Source organism: Desulfonema magnum (genome assembly GCF_017377395.1).
GTDB classification, from domain to species: Bacteria; Desulfobacterota; Desulfobacteria; order Desulfobacterales; family 4be13; genus Desulfonema_C; species Desulfonema_C magnum.
In genome coordinates, this window is sequence record NZ_CP061800.1 from 3,377,784 (window position 1) to 3,400,298 (window position 22,515).

Genomic DNA, 22,515 nt, shown 5'->3' on the forward strand with positions numbered 1-22,515 from the left:
GGAGGAAATATGGCTAAACGTTCTGTCGAGCAGATGATTGAAGAGCAGGTGCAGAGATGGCAGCTGATGCAAGCGGAGCCAAAGAAAGAGGAGCCTGTCCCTGTCATTACGATCTCCAGAGAGGCCGGAAGCGGAGGCCGCCTGGTGGCCCAGGGGCTTGCAGAAAAGCTTGGTTTGGACTTGTTTCACCAGGAGGTTATCCATGAGATGGCTGAAAGCGCGAAAGTGAGCGACAGACTTCTCGAAACGCTGGATGAAAAAGGTCTGAATGTTCTGGAAAACTGGATTTCTTCCCTTGTAGATGACCGCCACCTCTGGCCGGATCAGTATCTCCGCCATCTCCTGAAAATTGTGGGAGCCATCGGGAAACACGGCCAGGCTGTCATGGTGGGCAGAGGGGCAAACTTTGTGCTGCCTCCTGAAAAAAGGTTCAGGGTGCGAGTGGTTGCCCCGCTGAAAGTGAGAGTGCAAAATGTGTCCCGTGATTTCGGAGTATCTGTTGAAGAGGCAAACCGGCGTGTTATCCGAACAGACTCCGACCGCAAGGCTTTTATAAGAAAATACTTTCATGCGGATATCACAAATCCTTTAAATTATGATCTTGTGATCAATACAGGGACGATAAGCATCGAAGCAGCCGTGAACGCCGTCGCGAAGGTCTTGGAAAAGTAGCCCGTCGGTAAAAAAGAATGTTTGTTTTAAATTCCGTGACTCATAATTCTTTAAGAAAATGTTTTAGTGGGTGCGGTGTTTGATGTTTGCTGTAAACGCCGCACTTAATATCACATGGTCGTGCCCGCTTATTTTAATTCCGTTCCAAGCAAAACCGCTCAAACGCGGTCATTAAATCATCGTGTAATATAAAAAATATCAGGAGTGCAAAAATTATATTTTTGCAAAGCGAGCGAAGCAAAGCGTGAGTGTCTGTCATTCCCTTCTTGTTCTGAGATAAGGGCCGTTTTTGTGTGAAAACATCGCAGTTCCGCTGTTTTTTTAACCCTTCTCAGGCTTGGATTCGCTCGCTTTGCAAAAATGTAATTTTTGCACTCGTTCCGCATGAATTTTCAATTACAAAGGAGAGATCATGTCAAACCATTCAGGAAGTTACATGCTTAGAAATATTCTTGAGTTGCGGGATGAGAACAAAGTTTTTGAGATGGTCGGCAAAGATAACACCTTTTGGATGAACGATTTTCAGTCCCGGAGGGACGACTGAAAATAGCCCGGCAATTCATTGACAGGATGAGATGTTTTTTATTCTAAAAATACCTTGAAGTTGAATAACGTTATTAATCAATAAGTTAACTTCATAAAAAAGGAACAGATATGGAAAAAACAGTTTCAAAATCAGGAGCTTTCGTTTTTATGGTGATTTCTCTTCTGTTTTTATTTCATCCTGTGACAGCTTCGGCTGTTTACGAGTGTGCAGGACAGACAGATGACTGCCAATGCAATGCCAGCAACCCTTTTCCCTGTGATTTAGGAAACTGCACATGGTGGGCGTGGCATAAGATTTGTTGCACATGGGGAGAGGAAGCGGCCCGGGATATTGTGTACAACTGGGAAACACCAAGAGATGCACATACCTGGAATGACAAAGCCGAAAGCAGTTCCGTGTTTACTGTGAGCGACACACCTGCTCCCGGAACTGTGGCAGTAAGAGAAGCGTATTCGGACAACAGCTATCTGGGACATGTCGCCTGGGTTGAATCCGTAAGTGGAAGCCAGATCACAGTTACGGAAATGATGTGGGGTGTCAGTTTTTCCGGGGGATACAGGACAAAGACATACAATGCCAGCCACTTTGACGGAGGCTTTATTTCCCTGAATTCAGGTGGTATGCCCCCGCCGAATCTGAGCAGCCCCTCTGACGGAGCAATCGGTCAGTTGGAAACCTTACGGCTGGATTGGAACGATGTCAGCGGCGCAACGGTTTACCGGGTGTTCATCTCAGATTCTTATGAGTGTCTTAATAGTCTGACGAATAAAGATAAAACCTGTTACTGCTGTGTTGAAAACGAACTCTCATATTCCAGTTTTTATGATGTTCCAAGCGGCATATTGGATGAATGCACCACATATTACTGGATGGTTCGGGCAGGAAACGCCACAGACGGCAGTGACAACTCGGCTATCTGGGAATTTACCACCAAAGACAGTTCGCTTGCCACACCGAGTCTGAGCAGCCCGGCGGACGGAGCCATCGGGCAGTCTGAAACCTTGCGGCTGGACTGGGGAGATGTGAGCGGGGCAGAGAAATACCGAGTGTTCGTTTCCGAGTCCGAAAGCTGTCTCACCAACCTCAGCAACAAGGACAAGACTTGTGACTGCTGCGTCATCAATAAAGAAGTCTTTTCAAGCTATTACGATGTTGGGAGCGGGGATTTGGATGAATGTACGACATATTACTGGATGGTGCGTGCGGGAAATTCCTGTGCGGGCAGCCACAACTCATCTGTCCGGGAATTCACCACCAAAGGCAGCGCGCTCGCCACACCGAGTCTTACATATCCGCTGGACGAGGCAGCAGGGCAGTCTGTAACTCCCCGGCTGAATTGGGACAGCGTCACCGGTTCGGACAAGTATCGGGTGTTTGTTTCCGAATCCGAAAGCTGTCTCACCAATCTCAGTAACAAGGACAAGACCTGTTACTGCTGCGATGTCAATAAGGAAATCTCTCTTATAAGTGAATACACGGTCGAGAGCGGATACTTGGATGAATGTACGACATATTACTGGATGGTGCGTGCGGGAAGTTCGTGCGCTGGCAGCAACAACTCATCTGTCCGGGAATTTGCCACCAGAGGCAGTTCGCTTGACACGCCGGCTCTGCTCAGTCCGTCAGACGGGGCAGCCGACCAGTCCCGGACTTTGCGGCTGGACTGGCGGGATGTGAACGGGGCAGAGAGTTACCGGGTGTTTGTTTCCACGTCTTACAGCACATTGAGCAATCTGAGCGACACTGCCACAGGCTGTTCCGCCTGTGTTGACAATTATGTCACGTTTTACAGTCATCGGGATGTTCCGACCGGCAGGCTGAGTTATGACACCACATACTATTGGATGGTACGGGCGGGAAAATCATGCGCGGGCAGTCATAACTCATCTGTGCGGAGTTTTAAAACTGTTCCCAAGCCGATATCCACAGGCTCGCTGAAAGTGACGATCACTCCCCAGGAGGCCATAACTGAGGGCGCACAATGGCGGGCAGACGGTAGCACATGGCGAAACAGCGGTTACACGGAATCTGATTTGTCTGTGGAAACCCACACTGTGGAGTTTAAAACCATTTCAGGCTGGAAAAAGCCCGATAACAAAGCTGTTGTAATCAATGAGGGGCAGACCACGCAGGTGACTGGCGAGTATGTTCCTGCGCCGCCTTGTACCAAAGGCGATGTCAATGGCGATGGTCGTATCACGCCCGGGGATGCGGTTGCAGCGTATGAGCTTTCCAAAAAATTTTCATTGACAGATGAGGAGCGATGCGTGGCAGATTATAATGAAGATGATTATGTCACCCCCGGAGATGCAGTGGAGATTTATGAAAAGTCCAAGGAATTTTAGCAGGTCAGAATAAGTTATCACTCACAGTCATTCGGGGGAAACTATGATCCGCATACCGACTCATCGGACACCGACCCGTCCGGGAGAAATGCTTCTGGAAGAATTTCTGATTCCCATGAGGTGACCCCTAAGTCGCTGGCAGAAGCAATTCGTGTTCCGTACAGGCAAGTCAGCGAAATAGTCAGCGGACACCGGGGGATCATCCCTTGCATGGATCTGCGTCTGGCAAAATTTTTCGGTGTTTCCCCGGATTTTCTGGATGAATCTTCAGTTGCGATGGGATATATATATAGGTCATATGCTGATAACCTATATTAATGTTGCTATGATTTCAACAAAAACAGGAAAATAAAAAATAAGGAGCTTTGCTTGCCATGAACCAGTCAGTTGTTTCTGTAAATTCAGAGGAATTGGAAACCCTTATCCGCCGTGTGATACGGGAAGAGTTTGTCCGTCTCCTGCAAAATCCGATCCGCTCTCTGCTTGAAGATTGGAAACAAGAGGGGCCCAACGAGCCAGAGGGAGATGAATTGCTGCTCCGTGATGCCCTTGATGTACTTCGAAAACATAAGGATAATCCGGATGCCTGGACGGATTGGGAGGCTTTTGAGGAAGAACTCGATCAGGAGGAGGCAATGAATGAGTTACCGGATTGAAGTTTCCCCGGAGGTGCGGAAAGAAATCAGGTCTTTGCCCGGATATGTTCGTACTCAGGCCCGCCAGCTCATTCGTGAATTGGGAATTCATCCCAGACCTGATCGTGCAAAAGAATTACATGGCAAGCCAGATATTTATCGTATATGGCTTGCGGGACGCTGGCGTATCGCTTATGAAATTGATGATGAAATGAAGCGGCTTCGCATATTGAGAGTAAGGAAAAAAGAAAAAACAGACTATGAGTCTCTGTAAGAACTTTTTTTGAAGATCACAAGAAGGTTTTTTGTTTTTATTTAACGTGTTAAAGAATAAACAGGAGGAATATGGTAATGAAAAAGTCTGTTTGCTTAATTTTTGGTATGATGTTTATCTTTTTGTCCTTTGCGGGTTCCGGGTTGGCTATTACTGTGAGCCCGGGCGATGTGACAGGGAGTGCGGGGCAGTCCGTAACTGTTCCCATCCGCATCACCAATCCGGGAAATGAGATGTCTGTGGATGCGTTCAGCTTTATCATTGAATTTGATGAAAGTGTATTAACCTGGGGCGTCTAAAAACAGCCTTTTTGGCTTAATTTTTTTAACTACAATTTGGACCTCTTCATGTAATCAATTATAGATTCATCTTGATAATATATAGTTTGATTGTTATTTTAACATATTTACCATACTATTATGTCAATATTAATAAAATTACGAGGATTATTATGAGTTCAAAGTCCAAATTGATAAAAAGCAGAGATAACTGGAAGAAAAAAGCGATTGAACGTGGCAAGAATGCACGTTATCATGAAAAAGAAAAGCGCCGTATTAAAAAAGAGCGTGATAAATACAAGAAAGATGCCGATGAAGCCAGAAAACAACTGGAAAAAGAACGTCAGAAAAATACTCAGCCTGTTCACAACAAAGAAGAACTTATCTATATTTGTTTGAAGCTTTTTATAGTTGCTCATATAAGTTTCCGAGCGGTACCGAGAGTTCTCAGAGTTCTTGCTGATTACTTGGGAATAACAAAAGTCCCATGTGTTCAGACAATTATTAACTGGGTCACCCGATTATCCGTAGCAAGACTCCGAAATGCCGTCCCGCTGCGCGGGGCTGAAATTAACAGCAATCCGTTTTCCAACGGCTTTGTTTATATAATAGATATCAGTATTGCCTTAGGAAAAGGTAAAATTCTTACTTTGCTGTCATTGAATGCTAACCATCATGATTTGAATGAAACCGCTCCTACTCTTAAAGATGTAAACTGCGTTGCTGTTTCAGTAGCAGTATCCTGGACTGGTGAGGCCATAGCTGATTTTTTGAAAAAAGTTATCGGTATCGGGGGAATGCCGGTAGCATATCTCAAAGACGGAGGAACAGACCTTGCCAAAGCTACCAGGCTTTTGGCGGAACAAGGCCTTCCCAGTGTCAGCATTGACGATATATCACACACTGTCGCTAATCTTTTAAAACATGAATATCAGAATCATCCGATGTTTGATATCTTTATCTCTGCGGTCGGTAAAGTTTCAAAAAAATTCAAACAGACTGTTCTTGCCTGTCTTGCACCTCCGAAGGTTTCAACAAAATCAAGATTTATGAACCTCCGCCGCCTGGTGAATTGGGCGGCTCAGTTGCTCAGACATTCTCCGAGAGGTCGTGCCCCAAAGGGATCCGTCCTTTCAAAGCTGCGAGCAGGCATTGATCAGATTCCGAGGTGCAGAAATTTTATAGAATGTTTTCTTCGCGACTCAGGTACTCTTTCAGAATGCCAGAAAATACTTAAAACTAAGGGGCTTAACCTGGAAACTTATGAAGAAAGTAAAAAGCTGCTTGAAGCCATTCCTCCGCGATCATCTGTGCGTACAGGTTTTACTAATTGGTTAGACAAACATATCATAATTGCCAAGGAGCTTAAATTAGAAAATATAGGAATGCCAATAACTTCTGATAATATAGAGTCTCTGTTCGCAGTTTCAAAGCAACATGGAACCGGAGAGATAAAAGACGCCAATCGCATAGCTCTGCGCATGCCCGCCATGTGTGGTGAACTGACCAGAGAAGATGCCCGAAGAGTCATGAATATCAGTCTCAGAGAGCAACAAGAATTTTCAGAGTCTTTATTTTCTTTAACCAAACAACGTCGTAAAATCCTGGCAAACCCTGGCAGTCTTGAAATACTCTCGGATAAAACAGCAGAAAATTCTGAGTTTATTCCGGAGTCCGAAAAACGAGCAAAAAAAATTATAAATATAAATATTTCAAGTAATTGTAAAAAAATAACCGGCCCCCTGACCGAGTTGGAAAATCGAGCTGAATCGCTCCCGGAAATTAAGATTTCAGAGGCGGCATGCGGATAAAGTTTTTTTAGGTCAGAGGGATGGTCCAAAAAGCAGTCAAGAAATCGGAGTGAATTTAGACGCCCCAGTATTAACCTTTGTGGAACCGGACGAAGCGGGAACCCTTACGCAAAACTTTGCCGATGTCAGCGGCACGATTAATCCGAGTGATGCTGGCATGGTCAAAATTACAGGCTATGTTTTTTCTGATAACGGAGAGCCTGCCATTGTTGCCTCTGGTGTACAAAACGCCCTGTTTTTAAATCTGAATTTTGAAGTCAATGGAAGTGCGGAGAGGAATTCAAATCTGGCATTATCCGATTTTCAGGATGGGCTTTCAGGGGCGACAACTACGGATGCGATATTTACGCTTGACGATCCGCCAGATGGGGAGATAAAGATTACTGCCAGTGATGGGGAGGCAAAAAATGGATTCGGTTATTCTGTTTCCATTGATGGTGATTATCTGATTGTAGGCTCCACAATCAACGATACTGAACAGGATCATAATCCTGGATCAGCTTACATTTTTAAACAAGATGGAAGCACTTGGGTTCAGCAAGCCAAGGTGACTTCCAGCGATAGCGCTGAGGATGATGCGTTTGGCTGTTCTGTCTCCATTTCCGGGGATTACGCCATAGCAAGTGACCCGAATAATGATGATATGGGGAAGAACTCGGGGTCCGCATATATATTCAAAAGAAATGGGACTAGTTGGGTTCAGACAGCCAAGCTGACCGCCAGCGATGGTGACGCGGGAGATCACTTCGGCCACTCTGTCTCCATTTCCGGCAATTACGCCATCGTAGGTGCTCACTTAAATGATGACATAGTAAATGGTTCTGGTTCGGCATATATTTATAAAAAACCCTCAACAGGCTGGTCAGACATGACGGAGACAGCAAAACTGACTGCCAGTGATGGGGAAGAAAGAGCTTATTTGGGTAAATCTGTTTCCATTTCAGGAGATTATGCCATTGTAGGCACTCATTTTTATGGAGACAAGGGAAGTTATTCCGGTTCGGCCTATATTTTTGAAAAATCGTCAGGAGGTTGGTCAGACATGACAGAAACTGTCAAGCTGACTTCTGATGATGGTGTCAGAGGTGATTATTTTGGCAGTTCGGTTTCTGTCTCCGGCAACTATGCCATTGTTGGTGCTTACGGAAACAGTGATTCAGGCACAGCTTATATCTTTCAACGGGAAGGGGGCACTTGGATTCAGCAAGACAAACTGATTCCCGATGACGGTGTGAAAGACGACCGGTTTGGCAGAGGTGTCTCCATCTCTGGTGATTATGCCATTGCAGGTGCGTATTATAAGGATAATCAAAAGGGATCAGCTTACATTTTCAGACGAGAAGATAACGGATGGATTCAGACCAAGCTGACCGCCACTGACGGTATGGCGGAAGATCGTTTCGGATGTTCTGTTTCTATTTCAGACGAGTATGCTATCGTAGGAGCTTATTTAGATGATGACAAGGGGACGGATTCCGGTTCAATTTACATCTACAAAATAGACTCACCGCCCCCGCCCGAATCAGTTACTCTTTTTGTGGGCGATGCCGGAGGCGCACCGGGGGACAACAACATCCCGGTTTCAATCTCATTAGACAACAACGAGCCGGTCGCCAGCATGGAATTCCGCCTCCGCTACGACGCAGGCACCGGCATTCACGCCAACGGCAGCAGCACGCTTACCTCAAGAACACAGGGATTCGATGCCACCGTGACAGTCACGGAAAACGGCGCAGACTCCGAAGCCCTTGTTCTGCTTTTCAGGATAGGAGGATCCATTGCTTCAGGAACAGGCGAGGTTCTTAAACTGTTATTTGACATTGATTCCGATGCATCCGGCACATCCGCTCTGAGTTTTACGGAATGTGTCGTATTCGATACCTCGGAAGTTCCTGCAAAACTTGATTCGGACTGCACAGATACCGGAAAAATAACGGCATCAGCCTGCTCACTGGAAGGAGACATAAACTGTGACGGGAAAGTAAACATCCAGGACATTCAGTTGTGCATCAACTGCATCACCGGAAAAGGAAGCTGCGAAGGATGCGATATTTTGGCGGACGGCAACCACGACATCGGTGACATTCAGCGAATCATCAATATTATCCTGGGTTCCTCCGGCAAAAGGCGATCCGCAAGGGATTCTGATAAAACAAACACACTGACATTGCCGGATATCCAGTTGCAGCCCAATGAGACAGCCGCTTTCGGGCTCGGGCTGACAAGCGAGACCACCATCGCATCCGGGCAGATTCGTTTTGTTTATGATGCCGCCACAGGTCTGACCATTACAGGTGTGAATCTCACATCCCGCACAGAGGGGTTTTCCGAACCGAGTTTTGAAAGGAATGACACTGACCCGTCGAATACGGAAATTCTGGTTCTGTTTTACGATGCGGACGGAGAAGCAGCAATATCTCCTGACAGCGGAGATATCCTGGAGTTCACCTATGAAACAGACTCCGACGCATCAGGGACAGTGAGCCTTGCCTTTACAGAAGCGATTCTGGCGAACTCCGAGGCAGACTCGCTCAGAACCGTGGGCCAGCCCCCGGGCCTCGGCAATGTTGACCGTGATAAAGACGTTGATCTCAGCGATGCCATTCTCGCTTTAAAAGCGTTGGCAGGCATGATCGGAGACACCCTTTACACCAGTGCGGATGTCAACGATGATCAGAAGATCGGGCTTGAAGAGGCGGTTTATATTTTTCAGGTTGTTGCGGGGATGAGAAACTGATTGGTTTTAAATCGTTACGAAGCTCTGCCTCATACTTCAGCGTGAGGCAGAGTCGGTTCCCAGACCGGAGCTTAGGGAAGCACACCTTGTGACAGAAAAAAATGGATTTCTTTTTTGTCCTGTACACAGATAACGTCCATGTTTGACAACAATTAACTACCTTCTTATTCTATAGTTATGAAGATTCAGGAATACATCAGAGAGGACGGTTCCAATCCATATCAAAAATGGTTTGACAGCTTAGAGCCAGTTGCTGCTGCAAAAATAACCGTCGCCAAAGCTCGATTGGAATTAGGAAATATTTCCAACATCAAATGGTTTGCCGGAATCGGAGAATATAAAATCAACTGGGGGCCAGGCTACAGGATTTATCTGGCACAGGAAGGCAAACGTCTTATCATATTATTTGGCGGCGGAGTCAAAAAAACTCAGCAGCGTGATGTTGATCGGGCAAAAGAATTGTACGAAGAATATAAACAACGCAAAAAAAATACAGATAAGCGTAAGAGGAAATGAACATGGCTGAAATTACCAGAGATTATAAGGAAACAGTCAGCAACCGGCTCCGGCAGGATCCGGCATTTGCCGCGGCATTACTTGATGAGGCCATATCTCTTTTTCTTAATGGTGAGGCGGTCACCGCAAGACTCATATTAAGAGATCTGGTGAATACGACGGTGGGATTTGAAAAACTTGCCCTTGAAACTGACAAACCGAGCAAGAGTCTGTATCGCATGTTGTCTGCCGGCGGAAACCCGACAATGAACAATTTAACCCGTATTATAAGCGTATTACGGCGAAATCTCAACATAAACATAGAGGTCCGTTCCGTTCCTCAACATCAACAAATAACCTGACAAAAGTGAGGGAAAATAAGAAGCCCATCAAGATGAAATATCCCGGCAAATTGCCGAAAATGATGAGGTCTGACCATGGCTCGCTTGGGATTGGCAAACCCCAAGCATTTCCGGGAGATTTGCCAATCTCTCGGGAGCGACTCGGGAACATTTTTCATCTGCTGAGTATGGTAAGAACCTAATTTTAAATTTTAGAGAATTGGACAGTCGGTAGAGCTTATGATTAAGAAATTCAGACATAAAGGCTTGGAACGCTTCTTTGTTCGGGGAACAAAAGCAGGCATTCAGGCCAAACATGCTGAACGTCCGCATCTTATCTTAGCTCGTCTGAACGCCTCGACCTCCCCCGAAGACATGAATCTTCCAGGGCTGGTTTTGCATGAGTTAAGCAGTGACAGGAAAGGTACATGGTCAGTGAAGGTAAGCGGCAACTGGCGGGTGACCTTTACTTTTTCAGGAAAAAATGCTTTTAATGTAAATTATGATGATTACCACTGAGGTGAATTATGATGATGCACAGTCCCCCGCATCCGGGGAAAATTCTGAAATCTTTATGCTTTGACCCTTTGGGATTAAGTGTTGCGGAAGCGGCCGAAGCGCTGGGGATAAACTCTGAGACGTTATCCGACCTTTTAGACGGACATATCGCTGTAACTCCGGAAATGGCCATCCGCCTTTCCGCAGCTTTTGATACGACAGCGGAAAGCTGGATGAATCAGCAGGCCCAGTATGATCTGTGGCAGGCGGAACAGCGCATGGGCAAGGTGAAAGTCAGGAAGTTGTTTCCTCTCCGATTGGCTGAGTTATCTTAAATTAGAAGATCAGGCTGGAAGAGGCGGTGTATATTTTGCAGGTTGTTGCGGGAATGAGGGAGCGTTGATTGTCGGGGACAGGAATTAGATGAGGCAACAGATATTAAGAAAGGAGAAAACAAAATGCAGGAACAACAAGCTTTGAAAGCGGAGATTATCTCTTCGCTTGACTTTCTTCCAACAGACAGCCTGAGATTATTAGCTGAATTTACAACATTTTTGCAGTCAAAATTCGGAAGGGCCAACACGCAGAGGCAAATTGTCAGACTGGGCGGATTATGGGCAGACACTCCTGAAATCACAGCAGAGGATATTGCAGAAGCCCGTCATGAGATGTGGGGAAAATTCGGAGAAAATGAAATATGAACCGTTATGTCACAGACAGCCATGCCCTGATCTGGCATCTTCAGAATCTCCCGAATCTGTCCGCCAGGGTACGGCAAATATTCTCCCAGATAGACGGAGGTGCGGCAACAGCGGTCATTCCGACTATTGTTCCGGTTGAAATGATCTATCTTGCGGAAAAAAGGCGTATTCCGGGAAACCTGCTTAGTGCTGTTTTGAACTTTATAGGGACAAACAGTGTGAATTATGAACTTGCGCCGCTTGATTTTTCTGTAGTCAGCAGTATGCGCCAGATATCTCGCTCTGTAGTCCCGGATATGCCGGATCGCATTATCGCAGCCACAGCACTTGCTCTGGATTTGCCGTTGCTGAGTCGGGATTCAGCCATAAGCAATTTGTCCGAAATTGAGGTCATCTGGTAAAAAGAAATACATAAGGGCTTTGGCAGGCTTTGGCGTGATTCAGTCGAACGAATGACCGGATATACGCTTTACACCAGTGCGGATGTCAGCAATGACCGGAGGATCGGATTGGAAGAAGCGGTTTTTATATTTTCCAAATTGTTGCGGGGATGAGAAACTGATTTGCACCAAAACTCGGCAGATCGAAAAATCATCGGAAATCCGTGTTCCCGCTCGTCCGGGATTGACAAATCCCGGACATTCCCGGCGGATTTGCCAATCCCCGGGAGCATTTCGGGAGACTTTGCGATCTGCTGAAACTGAAGAATTTTCATCAGAAATACTTAGTTCTATGGAAAAAAATGAATGGTTAAGACCTCACTGACAGGAAAAAAACAAGGAAAAGCAAAAGGAGCCAAGTCTCCGGAGAGAGGCGGTCAGAAACATACTCATATGAGAGAGAATCAGGCTGCTGACATACTCGCTGAAAAAGGCTACATTGTGGAACAGAATCCTGGAATGCTTCCGAATGGAAAAAATCCTGACTACAAAATAGAGGGCCGATACTTTGACTGCCTGTCTCCCAAATCGAATAACATAGATCAGATACGGAAAGGCATCTCAAGAAAGGTACGAAGTGGTCAGGCCGACAGAATCGTATTAAATCTTGATGACAGTCTGTTCGTACCGAATGATATAACCGAGGTGCTGTCTCGGAAACCCATAAAAAATTTGCAGGAAGTGATTGGCATCAAAGGAAGTCGCATTATTCAGATATATCCTTAATGCGCTTACCCTTAGAGGGTGTTTGAAAAGTAAAGAATATGTGTAATCATAAGAGATAAAGATCATAACCCTGTGCCGCAGCTATATTTTTCAGAGACATCTCTCTTAAAAACGGTTTCAGGAACGGCTTTTGCCTCTTTTTTTACTTGCCCGGCGGCATTAGGAATTACTTTTCAAACACCCTCTTAGTCGATTCCGAGCGGAAAAGATTAAGAAGTAAGGGGAAGGAGCTCGGACATTATTTTTGAAACAGAGCATTTATCCGAAAATTTTTAAGGAGTACGAAGTCATGGCATCAGATTTCTATTTAACAATCGAAAATATCAATAATGTAATTTCACCGGATCATATCCGGGAATTGCTGACATCAGCGTTTTCGCTTGAAATCTTTCAGAATTCAGGTATTCTGGCGGCGCACGGAGTGAGTATCAGTATATTCAGAGAAGATGATGAAGCATCTGTCTTCAAAAATTTTTATCCTGATGTCTGCGTTTCATTCAGAATTGATAAGTTCAAACAATATGATAAAGGGCTTGACATGATGCTGAAAGTGGTTTTCTGGCTGATGTCACATTTTGAGGGTGACATGATATTGTCACGGGATGATGATGAAGTTCTTTTTCAAAGAATTTCGGGAAAATTAATTTTCAGTGATGATTCTGAGTTCTGGGCTGATGCAAAATTGTCTCTCTTCAATTTGCCTTATCAATATCAGCCGGATCAGATGAATGCCTGTTCGGTATAACTCCGATTCCGAATATTCCCCGGGGAGCAGCATGACCACAGTATCAGAGGGAAGTTATTGCAGCTGGCTTAGTCGAGGAAACAATGCATATCATTTCAAAAAAACGCTTAACAGATTTTTATAAGACTCATCCGACAGCAAAGTCATCCCTGCTTCAATGGTTTCAGGAAATGAAAAAAGGACAGTTCGGAAACATAGAGGAAATCCGTTCATTATATCCCCACGCGGACAAGGTGGGAAGACGAACCGCCTTCAATATCGGCGGGAATAATTACAGACTGACAACCCGTATCAATTACCACTCTCAGAAGGTATTTGTTATCAGTGTTCTCACCCATGCCGAGTATGATAAAAATGAGTGGAAATAGGAGGGAAAATATTATGACATTATTATTAGACGAGGTAAAGACAGCCTGGCCTGTCGTTGCAAATTTTCTTACCCCTCCCCGGTCTGCGGAGGACTACAGACTTCTCCAGGCCCGCCTTGACCAGTTGGAACAGGAAACAGAGGAGGGAGGCAGTCTTGAGACGCTTATGGATTATCTGGGTGAGATGCTCGATCAGTATGAGCTGACTCATTTTCAGGAGGTTGCGAATATTGACACGGGAGATGTTTCGCCAGGAGAAATATTGGAACGCTTCATGGAGCGAAACGGGCTGGAAGCGGATGATCTCGCTCCGATATTCGGTCATACCGTGCAGGTTTCAGAAGTGTTGGCCGGGCAGCGTGAGATTACTCTGGAGCAGCTAAGACAGTTGCATGACATGTACGGGCTTCCTGTGAATCTGTTTTTTAGAGAAAGTGCGACGGTGTTATCATTTCATAAATCAGACAAACGACGAAGAAAAATCAACAAATGAAAAAGACGTATCTTATGATTGTCAGCATGATGATTGCCGCTTTGTTTTTTACAGGATCGGCAGGGGCATTGGAAATCAGTCCGGGCGATGTTGCAGGAAGTTCCGATGGTTCCATTGCCGTTCCGATCAATATTTCAGATGCTGGCAACGTGGAAATGGATGCCAAAACCACCGATAGCGCTGTAACGATAGGACAGGGATCCACACTACTTTCTGTCAATGATAATACTGCTTATCTTCTCCCCATATTCGTATTTGTATCAGATACTAATGGCAATTCAGTGTCCGGAGCCAGAGTTTTCCTGGGAACATGGCCTATCCATTATTCTACAGGATATCGGGGCGAACCTAATGAATGTTTCATAGAAATCATGGGGACTTATTATTCGGGAGTGAATAATATTTTGAAAATTAAGGGAGAAAATAATGCAGACAATAAGCGTACCGGAAGCCTGTGAACGATTATCCGAGCGATGTGAATCCGTTGCCGGGGACTACGAACAGATTATTCTGACCCGTGAAAACGGAAATGTTGTTCTCATTTCAATGGATGAATGGGAAACCTACAGGGAGACAATGCTGCTGTTGACAGACAAAGCAGCTCTGAAAGCCCTGCTCCGGTCTTTTGAAGATCATGATGCGGGGAAGATCCGGGGAAAATCCCCGGAAAGGCACAGGCAAACCGGAAAAACTGAAGCATTTTGAGAGAGAAGTCTGGTCACGCCGGGTTTCACACGAAGATCGTCTGGTTTATGTTGTTTATTCAAAAGAAAAACAGGTTGAAATTGTTTCCTGCAAATCCCATTATGACGGAGTGAAATGATGGGGATTGCCAAATCTCCCCGAAAACTGAGGGCATCTGGCAGGGCTTGTGCAAACCTGACATCATCAGCCTGTACCGCTTCATTGACTGGAGTATGAGGCTGCCGGAAGATTTGGAGACTGCCTATCACCATGAAATTATAAAATTCAGGGAGAAACAGAAAATGCAATATATCACAACTGCCGAACGTATCGGTATGCAAAAGGGAGAGATTATCGGAATAGGAAAGGGCGTACTTATAGGCCAGATACTGATGGCCCGGCCTCTGCCCGGACACTCCGGCTATTCCCGGGACGAGCTTGAAAACAAAACACTTACAGAATTGGAGCGTATTCTTGCGAAAGTCGAGGCAAGGGTGAAATGAAAGCCTTACAAATCGAATCTGCCGAAGCTTCCCGCCTGCTGACAGGACAGTTTTCTTTAACAAAGTATTTTTCAGCGAAAAGGTGTGCGAAGATTTTTTCAGTTAGGGAACTCGAAATAAATAATATACACGGTTCAGGAGAATGTAGGGTGGGTGCAGCGAAGCGTAACCCACCAGACAGCGCGGACGGTGGGTTTCGCTTCGCTGCACCCACCCTACATTTCGAGTAGATTATTTTTTGGGAAATTCCTTACCAGTTTTCAATTTTTTCCCTTGGGGAAAATTTTTGAATAAAATTTAAGTTTAAAGAAGGAGGAAAGCCATGAATTCTGAACTCCGAAAATATTATAATGAACTCAGGGAAAGAGGACTGACCCCGGAACAGGAAGATATCATCCTTTCAGAGTTATATAATGAGGATTCTCATGAGATTCCTGATACCGCGGAACCAGATGTAAAAAACAAAACCTTCCGTCAGCAACCTGACAGTTTTTACGAATATGATGATTTTTCCGTATTGCAGTCAATGCCGCCGCCTCCGGTGACTTATACCACCTGTCTCCGGTCCATAGATGAGCTGCTGGAACAGGACAAGCAAAGAGAGCAGGACGGATTTCCGAGAAAGATACGGGTGGGCCGACTGGTCAAGCCCGGAAAAGGAGGAAAGGACAAAGTTGTTGTTGTTCCCACCACAGTTGAGGAAAAATTCATTCATGACTCAATCCGGTCCCCGGAAGAAGGCGGCGGATCAGGCGGATCAGGAGAGGGCGAGGAAGGGGAGGTCATCGGTGAACAGCCGGTCCATTCGCCCGAAGGCTCGGGAACAGGACCTGGCGAAGGCCAGGGCGGTCCCCACGAAATGGAATCCAGTGCGTATGATCTTGGAAAAATCCTCACTGAGAAGTTTGAACTCCCCAACCTCAAGGACAAGGGAAAAAAGCGATCCCTTACTCGTTACACTTATGACATGACAGACAGACACCGAGGGTTTGGTCAGATTCTTGATAAAAAAGCCACGCTGCGAGAAATCGTCGAAACCAATATCAGCCTGGGGAATCTGGATGATGTTGACGATATTGATCCGACCAAATTCCTAATTTCACCCAGCGACAAAATTTATCGAATCCTTTCCCGTGAAAAGGATTACGAGTCCCAGGCCATGGTCTTTTTTCTGAGAGATTACTCCGGTTCCATGAGAGGGAAACCCACCGAGCTTGTGGTATCTCAGCATGTTCTGATCTACAGTTGGCTGTTGTACCAGTATGAAAAACAGGTGGAAACCCGCTTTGTTCTCCATGATACCGAGGCAAATGAAGTTCCTGATTTTTATACCTACTACAACTCCAAAGTCGCAGGCGGCACAAAAGTCGCGTCTGCTTTCCGTCTGGTCAACCAAATTGTGGAAAAGGAAAATCTGATCCAGGATTACAATATTTATGTGTTTCACGGCACAGACGGGGATGACTGGGATACGGAGGGCAAAGAAACCGTTCCGGAAATAAAAAAGATGCTGGCTTACGCCAACAGAGTCGGTGTGACCATTGCTGAACACGGCATAGGCCCGGGCAGCGGTACTGAAGTTGAGAGATACCTTAAAAAATCCGGCCTGCTCACAGAGCAGCCGAATTTAATACGACTTGATGTCATGCGGAAGGATGCTGACGAACCGCGTCTGATTGAGGGAATTAAGAAACTTATCTCCTAGAAAATTGAGAATTGAAAATTGAGAATTGAAAATTGAATAGCTTGAGAAAGATTTCGAGTTTCGAGTTTCGAGTTTCACAAATTTTAAGGATAAGAAAATGGAACTGATTGACCAACATACAAAGAAAATCATGGAAGGATGCAAGGAGAGGGCCCGGGAGTCCGGATTGCGCTTTCAGAACGAGACGTTGGAATATATTGTGACGAACCGGGATATGCTGGAGCTGTCACCAAAGGTGATGATTCCGACGCTTTATGATTACTGGGTTCACGATGTGGAAGTCCTTAAAGAGAAAGGAAAATATGAACTTTATCCTGGTAATCCGTATGAAACTGTCATTAACACCCGTCCTGCCATCTCTTTCTACAATGATAACAACCCGGACTGGCTGAATGTGATGATTTTTTATCATGTTCTGGGGCATATTGATTTTTTCCAGAACAACCTGTATTTCCGCCATACCTGGGACTACGACTTCACGGGTCAGGCACTTTCAGACAAGCGGCTGGTTGCCAAGCTCAGATCGGAAAAAGGCAGATGGGTGGATTATGTTATTGAATTTTCCCGGGGCATTGATAATCTCGTGGGATATTATACCGAACTTTCTCGGTTAAATCGTCCGCCCACGACAAACCGCTCAAAACGTCTGGACTTCTATTTTGATGTGTTCCTCCAGTCTGAGAAAAAAGTAATCGTCAGTGAATATATCAAAGAAATTGAACGGTATAATGACTGCCTGAAGCAATACGGAGACATGGGAGAACATTCCTTTTTTTCGGAAGTGGAGACCAAGCATCCTGAATTTGAAGCCCTCTTCAAGAAAAGCCTTGAAAAGAAAACCGAGACCAAAACAGATATCCTCCAATTCCTGATGGAGAACTCGATTTTTTTAAATAAAGAGGAGAACAAATGGATGAAGTCGGTGATGCATTTGGTAAGAAAAACCTCTTTATTCTTCCAGCCGCAAATCCGGACCAAAATTATGAATGAGGGATGGGCCAGTTATTGGCATGAAACCCTTTTTTTGCAGGATGACCGCATCAGGGGGCATGAGGTGGATTTTGCCCGGGTCAATGCAAATGTCACCTCCATGCCCCGGGTCGGACTCAACCCTTATGCCCTGGGAATGCGGATGTTTTACTATATTGAGGATTTGGCGGACAAGGGGAAATATTCTTTTGAATTCCGAAAGCTTTTGGATACGGATGAGCGGAAGCAGTTTGACGGAAAAGCAGGACAGGGACAGGACTTTATTTTTAAGATTCGTGAAAATTTCAATGACTTCATGTTTGTCAATACTTTTGTTGATCAGGATTTTGTTACGGGCAATAAGCTGTTCGTGGCAGGCCAGAGGCTGAACCAGGCGAGAATGGTATGGGAATATTATGTGAAGAGCCGGAAAGCGGAAGATTATCGCCAAATGCTGCTGGATTCTCTGTATCATCCGCCTCATATTGAAGTTGATTCTCAAAAAAGTGCCGGCGGTACCCTTTATCTCGTGCATCATTTTGAGGAAAAGCCTCTGGTGAGTGAATTTATTGCCAACACCATGATGGGCATAGAATATCTGTGGGGAGCGCCGGTCAAACTGGAAACAAGCGAAGTGGTCTCTGTTTCCCAGCCGTCTGTACGCGGAGCAGGGTTTATCGCTTCCCCGATATCCGCGCAGGAGGGGCAAGGGCAGCCGGAAATAAAATGGCAGCGGGTTCTCTATACAATGGAGAAACGAAAGCTTTCTAAAAGAAACATATAAAAGGAAATTTGAGACTTTCAAGGTTTCCGAAACTTGGAAAGTCTCAAATTCTTTTTGCAGGGAGGTTCTTGTATGAAAAAAATATATTGGAATTGTCTTTTCAGTATCCCTATGTTTGGTCTTATTTTCCGTATCCGGCTTGGAGAAAAATAGTAAATTCAACCCGGCAAATACAGATTTTAAGAAAATGTCTGTCAGTCCGGAGTGCCAAACTTGCAGTTTGGCGATATTTCCGAAACCCGGAAACGGGACGCTTCCGCCAAACTGCAAGTTTGGCACTCCGGACACTCTTTTTCTTAAAGCCTATAGGAGCCAGAAGGCAGAGTTTCGCTGCCAGGTTGCCAAAGTCTGACTTTGGCACTCCGGAGCCGAAAGTCTGATCATCGAGGGTGATCAAAGGAAAGTCTTTCATAATGAAAATACAGCTAAAGACCAAACTCACACTCGGCGCACTTTCAATGCTGATTATAGCAATGTCTCTTTCTAGTTTTGTGATCTCCGTCATCGTAAGAAAACAGAATCGGGAAACATCCCATGATATATTGAAAAAATCATTAAACGTTATTGTCGAGGAGATATCAGAAGAGCAAGCGGATTTCTTATCCTATTCCCGTCAGATGGCTACAGCAAACGATATCGCTTCAAATATCAGGTATATCGGAGAGAGCAAAGCCGAAGTTGAGTACTCTATCACGAAGTTGGCATATGAAACCATATCCGTGGGCATCTATAAAATCGCCCTGAACGCGGATGTGTGGAGAACTGCTGTTTATGATATCGAGGGTGGGCTCACAGCTTTTTTTATTGCTGAAAACGATGATGTCCGCATGGGATATCTGCATTTCCTTCCCAATGTGACCTATGAAGTCGCGAGCCTCAGAAGCGGAACAAAGTTAACTGAAAATTCCTGGAAATTGCAAAAGTCCTTTCCGGACATCAGATCTGAATTTGGCAAAGACATACCGACACAGGAGGAGGTTCGCTTTGAAGTCATTGATAATTTTCTGTGTCTGGTCTCTTATATTCCGATCATAGGAGAGGTTTATAATGCGGATATTGGAAACACAGAGCCAAAACAGTTCGGTCTGCTTACAGCAGCCATGAAACTTGACAGTGCGTTTGTCAGAAAGATGTCCGGACTGACCGGAGCCTTTGTCAACATTTTCACGCGGAAAGGTTTCAGCGTCGGCTCTCTTAAACAATACAAAACTTATGATCTCAGCGTGTTTGGGGAACAAAAAGGGCAATGGCATATGGCCGGGCAGGAGATTATATTCAATGACATGAGCCTGAATGACAAAAATTACTTCCAGGGCATTTTACCTTTCTATTCTGAGTCCGCATGCATAGCCGCGCTTGTATGTCTCTATTCAAAAAATATCTCAGAGGCCAACACATGGCAGATGATTAAATTGATGAGTCTGGTTTCCGCGGGGTGTATCCTGCTCTTTATTCCCATTACGTTCCTGTTTGCCAATTCTTTAGGCAGACGGATCCAGATTATCGCAGAAAAACTGGCTCAGATATCTGAACGGGTGTCCTCAGTCTCGGCTGAGATATCAGACGCGAGTCAGCAACTGGCAACAAATTCTTTTAAACAATCTGCGAGCATGACTGAAACATCTTCAACATTGAACAATATGTCTCAGCGGATTAAGACGAACGCGAGCTACGCGAATCAGGCTGATGCGCTGCGACAAGAAACAAAGACAGCTTCAAAATCAGCCAATGCGTTCATGGAAGAAACAATTGCGGCCATGGGCAATATGCGTTCAAGCGGAGGAGAAATTAGCAAGATTATCAAGACAATTGATGAAGTTGCCTTTCAAACCAATCTGCTGGCTTTGAACGCGGCCATTGAGGCTGCCAGGGCCGGTGAGGCCGGGGCCGGTTTCGCAGTGGTGGCTGATGAAGTACGCAATTTGGCAATGCGCTCTGCCAAAGCAGCAAAAGATACTCAGATACTGATTGAGAAGACTGTGGCAGATATTCATACGGGTTCTGGATTGGTGCAAAAAACCAGGGATGCGTTTAAGACCACAATCAAAAATAATGTACAGATGGGTGAATTCATAAAAAATATGGCGGAAATACTAAAAGAACAAACTTACGCCATTGAACAGATAACAATCGCGGTGGCCAATACTGACACAGCCACCCAGAATAATGCTGCAAGTGCGGAAGAGTCCAGCAGCACCGCTGTCATAATGAACACTCAGACTGAGAAAATGAAGCAGATGGTGGATGAACTGGCTGCTGTGGTGGGAATTGCTTCGTCAGGTCAGCAGGCGCGAAGAGGGGAATCAGGAAAAAGAGGAATCAGGTGTTGTTCTTCAAATTTAATTCGTTAAGAGGAGATATTTATGTGGAAAAAAACAATCATTCTGTGGCTTTTGGCTGTTTTATTCTCGGATTTCGTATTCGCAGATACTGGTTCAGATGAGAAAATCCTGACCCTGGGCGTTTCAGGAACTTTTACGGGAGCCCTTGCTTCGGTGGGAGAGCATGTTTCAAATGGAATGACAGATTATCTGAATTGGACCGCAAATCATGGCGGAATCGAATTCAAAGACCCTGAAAGCGGTAAAAACAAAAGGATCAGGATAAAGGTGATCTCAGAAGATAATCAGTATAACGCGGTAAAATCGGCAATGGCTTACGCACGCCTGAAATCCCGAGGTGTCAGAGCTATTATTGGTTTTGGAAGCACTCCGGGAGAGGCTTGTGCCGCGCTCGCCTCACGGGATAAAATTCCCTATCTTTCATGGTATGCATACGCGAGTCCCGCGGGATTCAGACCCAGCCCCCAGTATTACTGGACATTTTTACCCACAATTGCTGAAGCTGCGACGCCGATGATAAAATGGTTTGTCAAAAAAAAATGGCACGGTCAGGGACAGCCAAAAATCGGTATTATATCGTTAAATCTGCCCTCGTGGCGGGTGCTTGAGAAACCTGGTCTTACAGATGCTTATGTTGAAAGCATCGGCGGCAGACTCGCTGGAATTGAATTTATCTCTCCGAGGGCTACAGATATCTCCTTACCGCTTACACGGCTTGTGTTTGAGAAAAACGCGGATTGTCTCATTCTCATGGGCGTATTGTCTCAGGCTGTTTTACTGGCAAAGGAGATGCGGCGTATGGGTATTGATCCTGAAAAAGTCATTGTTATCTGCAACATAAGCGCATGGGATGAGAGTATTTTTAAATCCGTTCCAAAGGCCGTGGAAGGATTTCACGGCGAAGTTCATACGGTATCGCTTGATAAAGATGTCCCGGGCATGAGAAAAATTAAAAAAATTGCAAAATGGGCAGGCAGAACATCTGAGGAACTCCTATTGAACTACGCAAACGGATGTCTGGGCGCACTTGTATTGGAAACAGCGATAAAAAGAGCATTGGAGAAGAACGGATATGAAAAAGTTATTCAATCAGGAGAGATGATTCGAAATGAGCTGCACCATTTCAGAGCGTTTAATCCTTCAGAACTGGCCCCTTCCATAGAGGTCAGGAATTCTGATAAGCCTTTTTTCCTGAATTATGCGCGCATTGTCAAGGCAAAGAATGGAAAATTTGTGGACGCGGGGGATTGGATATCCGTAGATGAGATAAAAGGAACCCTTGAATGAAAAGAAAAACAGGAGGATTGGAGGAGAAAGTTATCCTGTCATAGTCTTTTTTTAAGGAGGAGCCGAGCATGAGCGCGCCAAACAAAGCCTGACGAAAATCACCACAGCGTCCGGCGAACCATTTGAAAAAATTGA

General features: G+C 45.3%; 26 protein-coding genes. All 26 read left to right on the forward strand.

The window, feature by feature from the left end:
- The first annotated feature begins 9 nt into the window (after positions 1-9).
- The 26 genes from dnm_RS13195 to dnm_RS13315 all read left to right on the forward strand — a co-directional run bounded on the left by dnm_RS13195 (position 10) and on the right by dnm_RS13315 (position 22,380).
- A complete protein-coding gene (locus tag dnm_RS13195) occupies positions 10-672 on the forward strand; it encodes a cytidylate kinase-like family protein (protein WP_207683103.1) in 663 nt (220 codons plus the stop codon).
- A gap of 412 nt (positions 673-1,084) precedes the next feature.
- Positions 1,085-1,216: a hypothetical protein gene (locus tag dnm_RS31265; protein ID WP_276571885.1), complete on the forward strand. Its 132-nt coding sequence runs from the start codon at positions 1,085-1,087 to the stop codon at positions 1,214-1,216.
- A 110-nt stretch (positions 1,217-1,326) separates the two neighbouring features.
- On the forward strand, positions 1,327-3,564 hold the full coding sequence (locus dnm_RS13200; protein WP_207683104.1) for a CHAP domain-containing protein: 2,238 nt from the start codon (positions 1,327-1,329) through the stop codon (positions 3,562-3,564).
- Positions 3,565-3,938: 374 nt separating this feature from the next.
- Positions 3,939-4,220: a hypothetical protein gene (locus tag dnm_RS13205; RefSeq protein ID WP_207683105.1), complete on the forward strand. Its 282-nt coding sequence runs from the start codon at positions 3,939-3,941 to the stop codon at positions 4,218-4,220.
- Positions 4,204-4,473, forward strand: coding sequence for a type II toxin-antitoxin system RelE family toxin (locus dnm_RS13210; RefSeq protein ID WP_207683106.1), 270 nt, complete (start codon positions 4,204-4,206; stop codon positions 4,471-4,473). The genes dnm_RS13205 and dnm_RS13210 overlap by 17 nt, the downstream gene beginning before the upstream one ends.
- Positions 4,474-4,550: 77 nt before the next feature.
- Positions 4,551-4,772 (forward strand): cohesin domain-containing protein, encoded by a 222-nt coding sequence (locus tag dnm_RS13215; RefSeq protein WP_207683107.1) that lies wholly within the window; start codon positions 4,551-4,553, stop codon positions 4,770-4,772.
- Between the two features lie 152 nt (positions 4,773-4,924).
- Positions 4,925-6,562: a hypothetical protein gene (locus dnm_RS13220; RefSeq protein WP_207678195.1), complete on the forward strand. Its 1,638-nt coding sequence runs from the start codon at positions 4,925-4,927 to the stop codon at positions 6,560-6,562.
- 49 nt (positions 6,563-6,611) lie between these two features.
- A complete protein-coding gene (locus tag dnm_RS13225; RefSeq protein ID WP_207683108.1) occupies positions 6,612-9,299 on the forward strand; it encodes a cohesin domain-containing protein in 2,688 nt (895 codons plus the stop codon).
- Positions 9,300-9,476: 177 nt separating this feature from the next.
- Entirely contained in the window at positions 9,477-9,815 is a 339-nt protein-coding gene (locus dnm_RS13230; protein WP_246556311.1) for a type II toxin-antitoxin system RelE/ParE family toxin, read from the forward strand.
- Positions 9,816-9,817: 2 nt separating this feature from the next.
- The gene (locus dnm_RS13235; RefSeq protein WP_207683109.1) at positions 9,818-10,156 is read left to right on the forward strand and encodes a helix-turn-helix domain-containing transcriptional regulator; all 339 of its coding nucleotides are present in this window, start codon (positions 9,818-9,820) and stop codon (positions 10,154-10,156) included.
- Positions 10,157-10,375: 219 nt separating this feature from the next.
- Complete coding sequence (locus dnm_RS13240; protein ID WP_207683110.1) at positions 10,376-10,654, forward strand: type II toxin-antitoxin system RelE/ParE family toxin; 279 nt, start codon at positions 10,376-10,378, stop codon at positions 10,652-10,654.
- 8 nt (positions 10,655-10,662) lie between these two features.
- Positions 10,663-10,968: a HigA family addiction module antitoxin gene (locus dnm_RS13245; RefSeq protein WP_207683111.1), complete on the forward strand. Its 306-nt coding sequence runs from the start codon at positions 10,663-10,665 to the stop codon at positions 10,966-10,968.
- A gap of 123 nt (positions 10,969-11,091) precedes the next feature.
- Entirely contained in the window at positions 11,092-11,334 is a 243-nt protein-coding gene (locus dnm_RS13250) for a hypothetical protein (protein WP_207683112.1), read from the forward strand.
- Positions 11,331-11,735, forward strand: coding sequence for a type II toxin-antitoxin system VapC family toxin (locus tag dnm_RS13255; protein WP_207683113.1), 405 nt, complete (start codon positions 11,331-11,333; stop codon positions 11,733-11,735). Before dnm_RS13250 ends, dnm_RS13255 begins: the two co-directional genes overlap by 4 nt.
- Before the next feature lie 345 nt (positions 11,736-12,080).
- Positions 12,081-12,500 carry a CdiA C-terminal domain-containing protein gene (locus tag dnm_RS13260; protein WP_207683114.1) on the forward strand — a complete coding sequence of 140 codons (420 nt, stop codon included), beginning with the start codon at positions 12,081-12,083 and terminating at the stop codon, positions 12,498-12,500.
- A 244-nt stretch (positions 12,501-12,744) separates the two neighbouring features.
- Positions 12,745-13,245 carry a SitI3 family protein gene (locus dnm_RS13265; RefSeq protein ID WP_207683115.1) on the forward strand — a complete coding sequence of 167 codons (501 nt, stop codon included), beginning with the start codon at positions 12,745-12,747 and terminating at the stop codon, positions 13,243-13,245.
- 83 nt (positions 13,246-13,328) lie between these two features.
- Positions 13,329-13,613 carry a type II toxin-antitoxin system HigB family toxin gene (locus dnm_RS13270; protein WP_207683116.1) on the forward strand — a complete coding sequence of 95 codons (285 nt, stop codon included), beginning with the start codon at positions 13,329-13,331 and terminating at the stop codon, positions 13,611-13,613.
- 13 nt (positions 13,614-13,626) lie between these two features.
- Positions 13,627-14,106: a helix-turn-helix domain-containing protein gene (locus dnm_RS13275; RefSeq protein ID WP_207683117.1), complete on the forward strand. Its 480-nt coding sequence runs from the start codon at positions 13,627-13,629 to the stop codon at positions 14,104-14,106.
- Positions 14,103-14,564 carry a hypothetical protein gene (locus dnm_RS13280; protein ID WP_207683118.1) on the forward strand — a complete coding sequence of 154 codons (462 nt, stop codon included), beginning with the start codon at positions 14,103-14,105 and terminating at the stop codon, positions 14,562-14,564. The genes dnm_RS13275 and dnm_RS13280 overlap by 4 nt, the downstream gene beginning before the upstream one ends.
- Complete coding sequence (locus dnm_RS13285; protein ID WP_207683119.1) at positions 14,533-14,811, forward strand: type II toxin-antitoxin system Phd/YefM family antitoxin; 279 nt, start codon at positions 14,533-14,535, stop codon at positions 14,809-14,811. The genes dnm_RS13280 and dnm_RS13285 overlap by 32 nt, the downstream gene beginning before the upstream one ends.
- Positions 14,744-14,929, forward strand: coding sequence for a Txe/YoeB family addiction module toxin (locus dnm_RS31610; RefSeq protein WP_353740345.1), 186 nt, complete (start codon positions 14,744-14,746; stop codon positions 14,927-14,929). Before dnm_RS13285 ends, dnm_RS31610 begins: the two co-directional genes overlap by 68 nt.
- Before the next feature lie 163 nt (positions 14,930-15,092).
- Positions 15,093-15,293: a hypothetical protein gene (locus dnm_RS13295; protein WP_207683121.1), complete on the forward strand. Its 201-nt coding sequence runs from the start codon at positions 15,093-15,095 to the stop codon at positions 15,291-15,293.
- Positions 15,294-15,615: 322 nt separating this feature from the next.
- Positions 15,616-16,998, forward strand: coding sequence for a DUF444 family protein (locus tag dnm_RS13300; RefSeq protein WP_207683122.1), 1,383 nt, complete (start codon positions 15,616-15,618; stop codon positions 16,996-16,998).
- 97 nt (positions 16,999-17,095) lie between these two features.
- Positions 17,096-18,751 (forward strand): SpoVR family protein, encoded by a 1,656-nt coding sequence (locus dnm_RS13305; protein ID WP_207683123.1) that lies wholly within the window; start codon positions 17,096-17,098, stop codon positions 18,749-18,751.
- Positions 18,752-19,164: 413 nt separating this feature from the next.
- Positions 19,165-21,102 carry a methyl-accepting chemotaxis protein gene (locus dnm_RS13310; RefSeq protein WP_207683124.1) on the forward strand — a complete coding sequence of 646 codons (1,938 nt, stop codon included), beginning with the start codon at positions 19,165-19,167 and terminating at the stop codon, positions 21,100-21,102.
- A 12-nt stretch (positions 21,103-21,114) separates the two neighbouring features.
- Positions 21,115-22,380 (forward strand): ABC transporter substrate-binding protein, encoded by a 1,266-nt coding sequence (locus dnm_RS13315; protein WP_207683125.1) that lies wholly within the window; start codon positions 21,115-21,117, stop codon positions 22,378-22,380.
- The last annotated feature ends 135 nt before the right edge of the window (positions 22,381-22,515 follow it).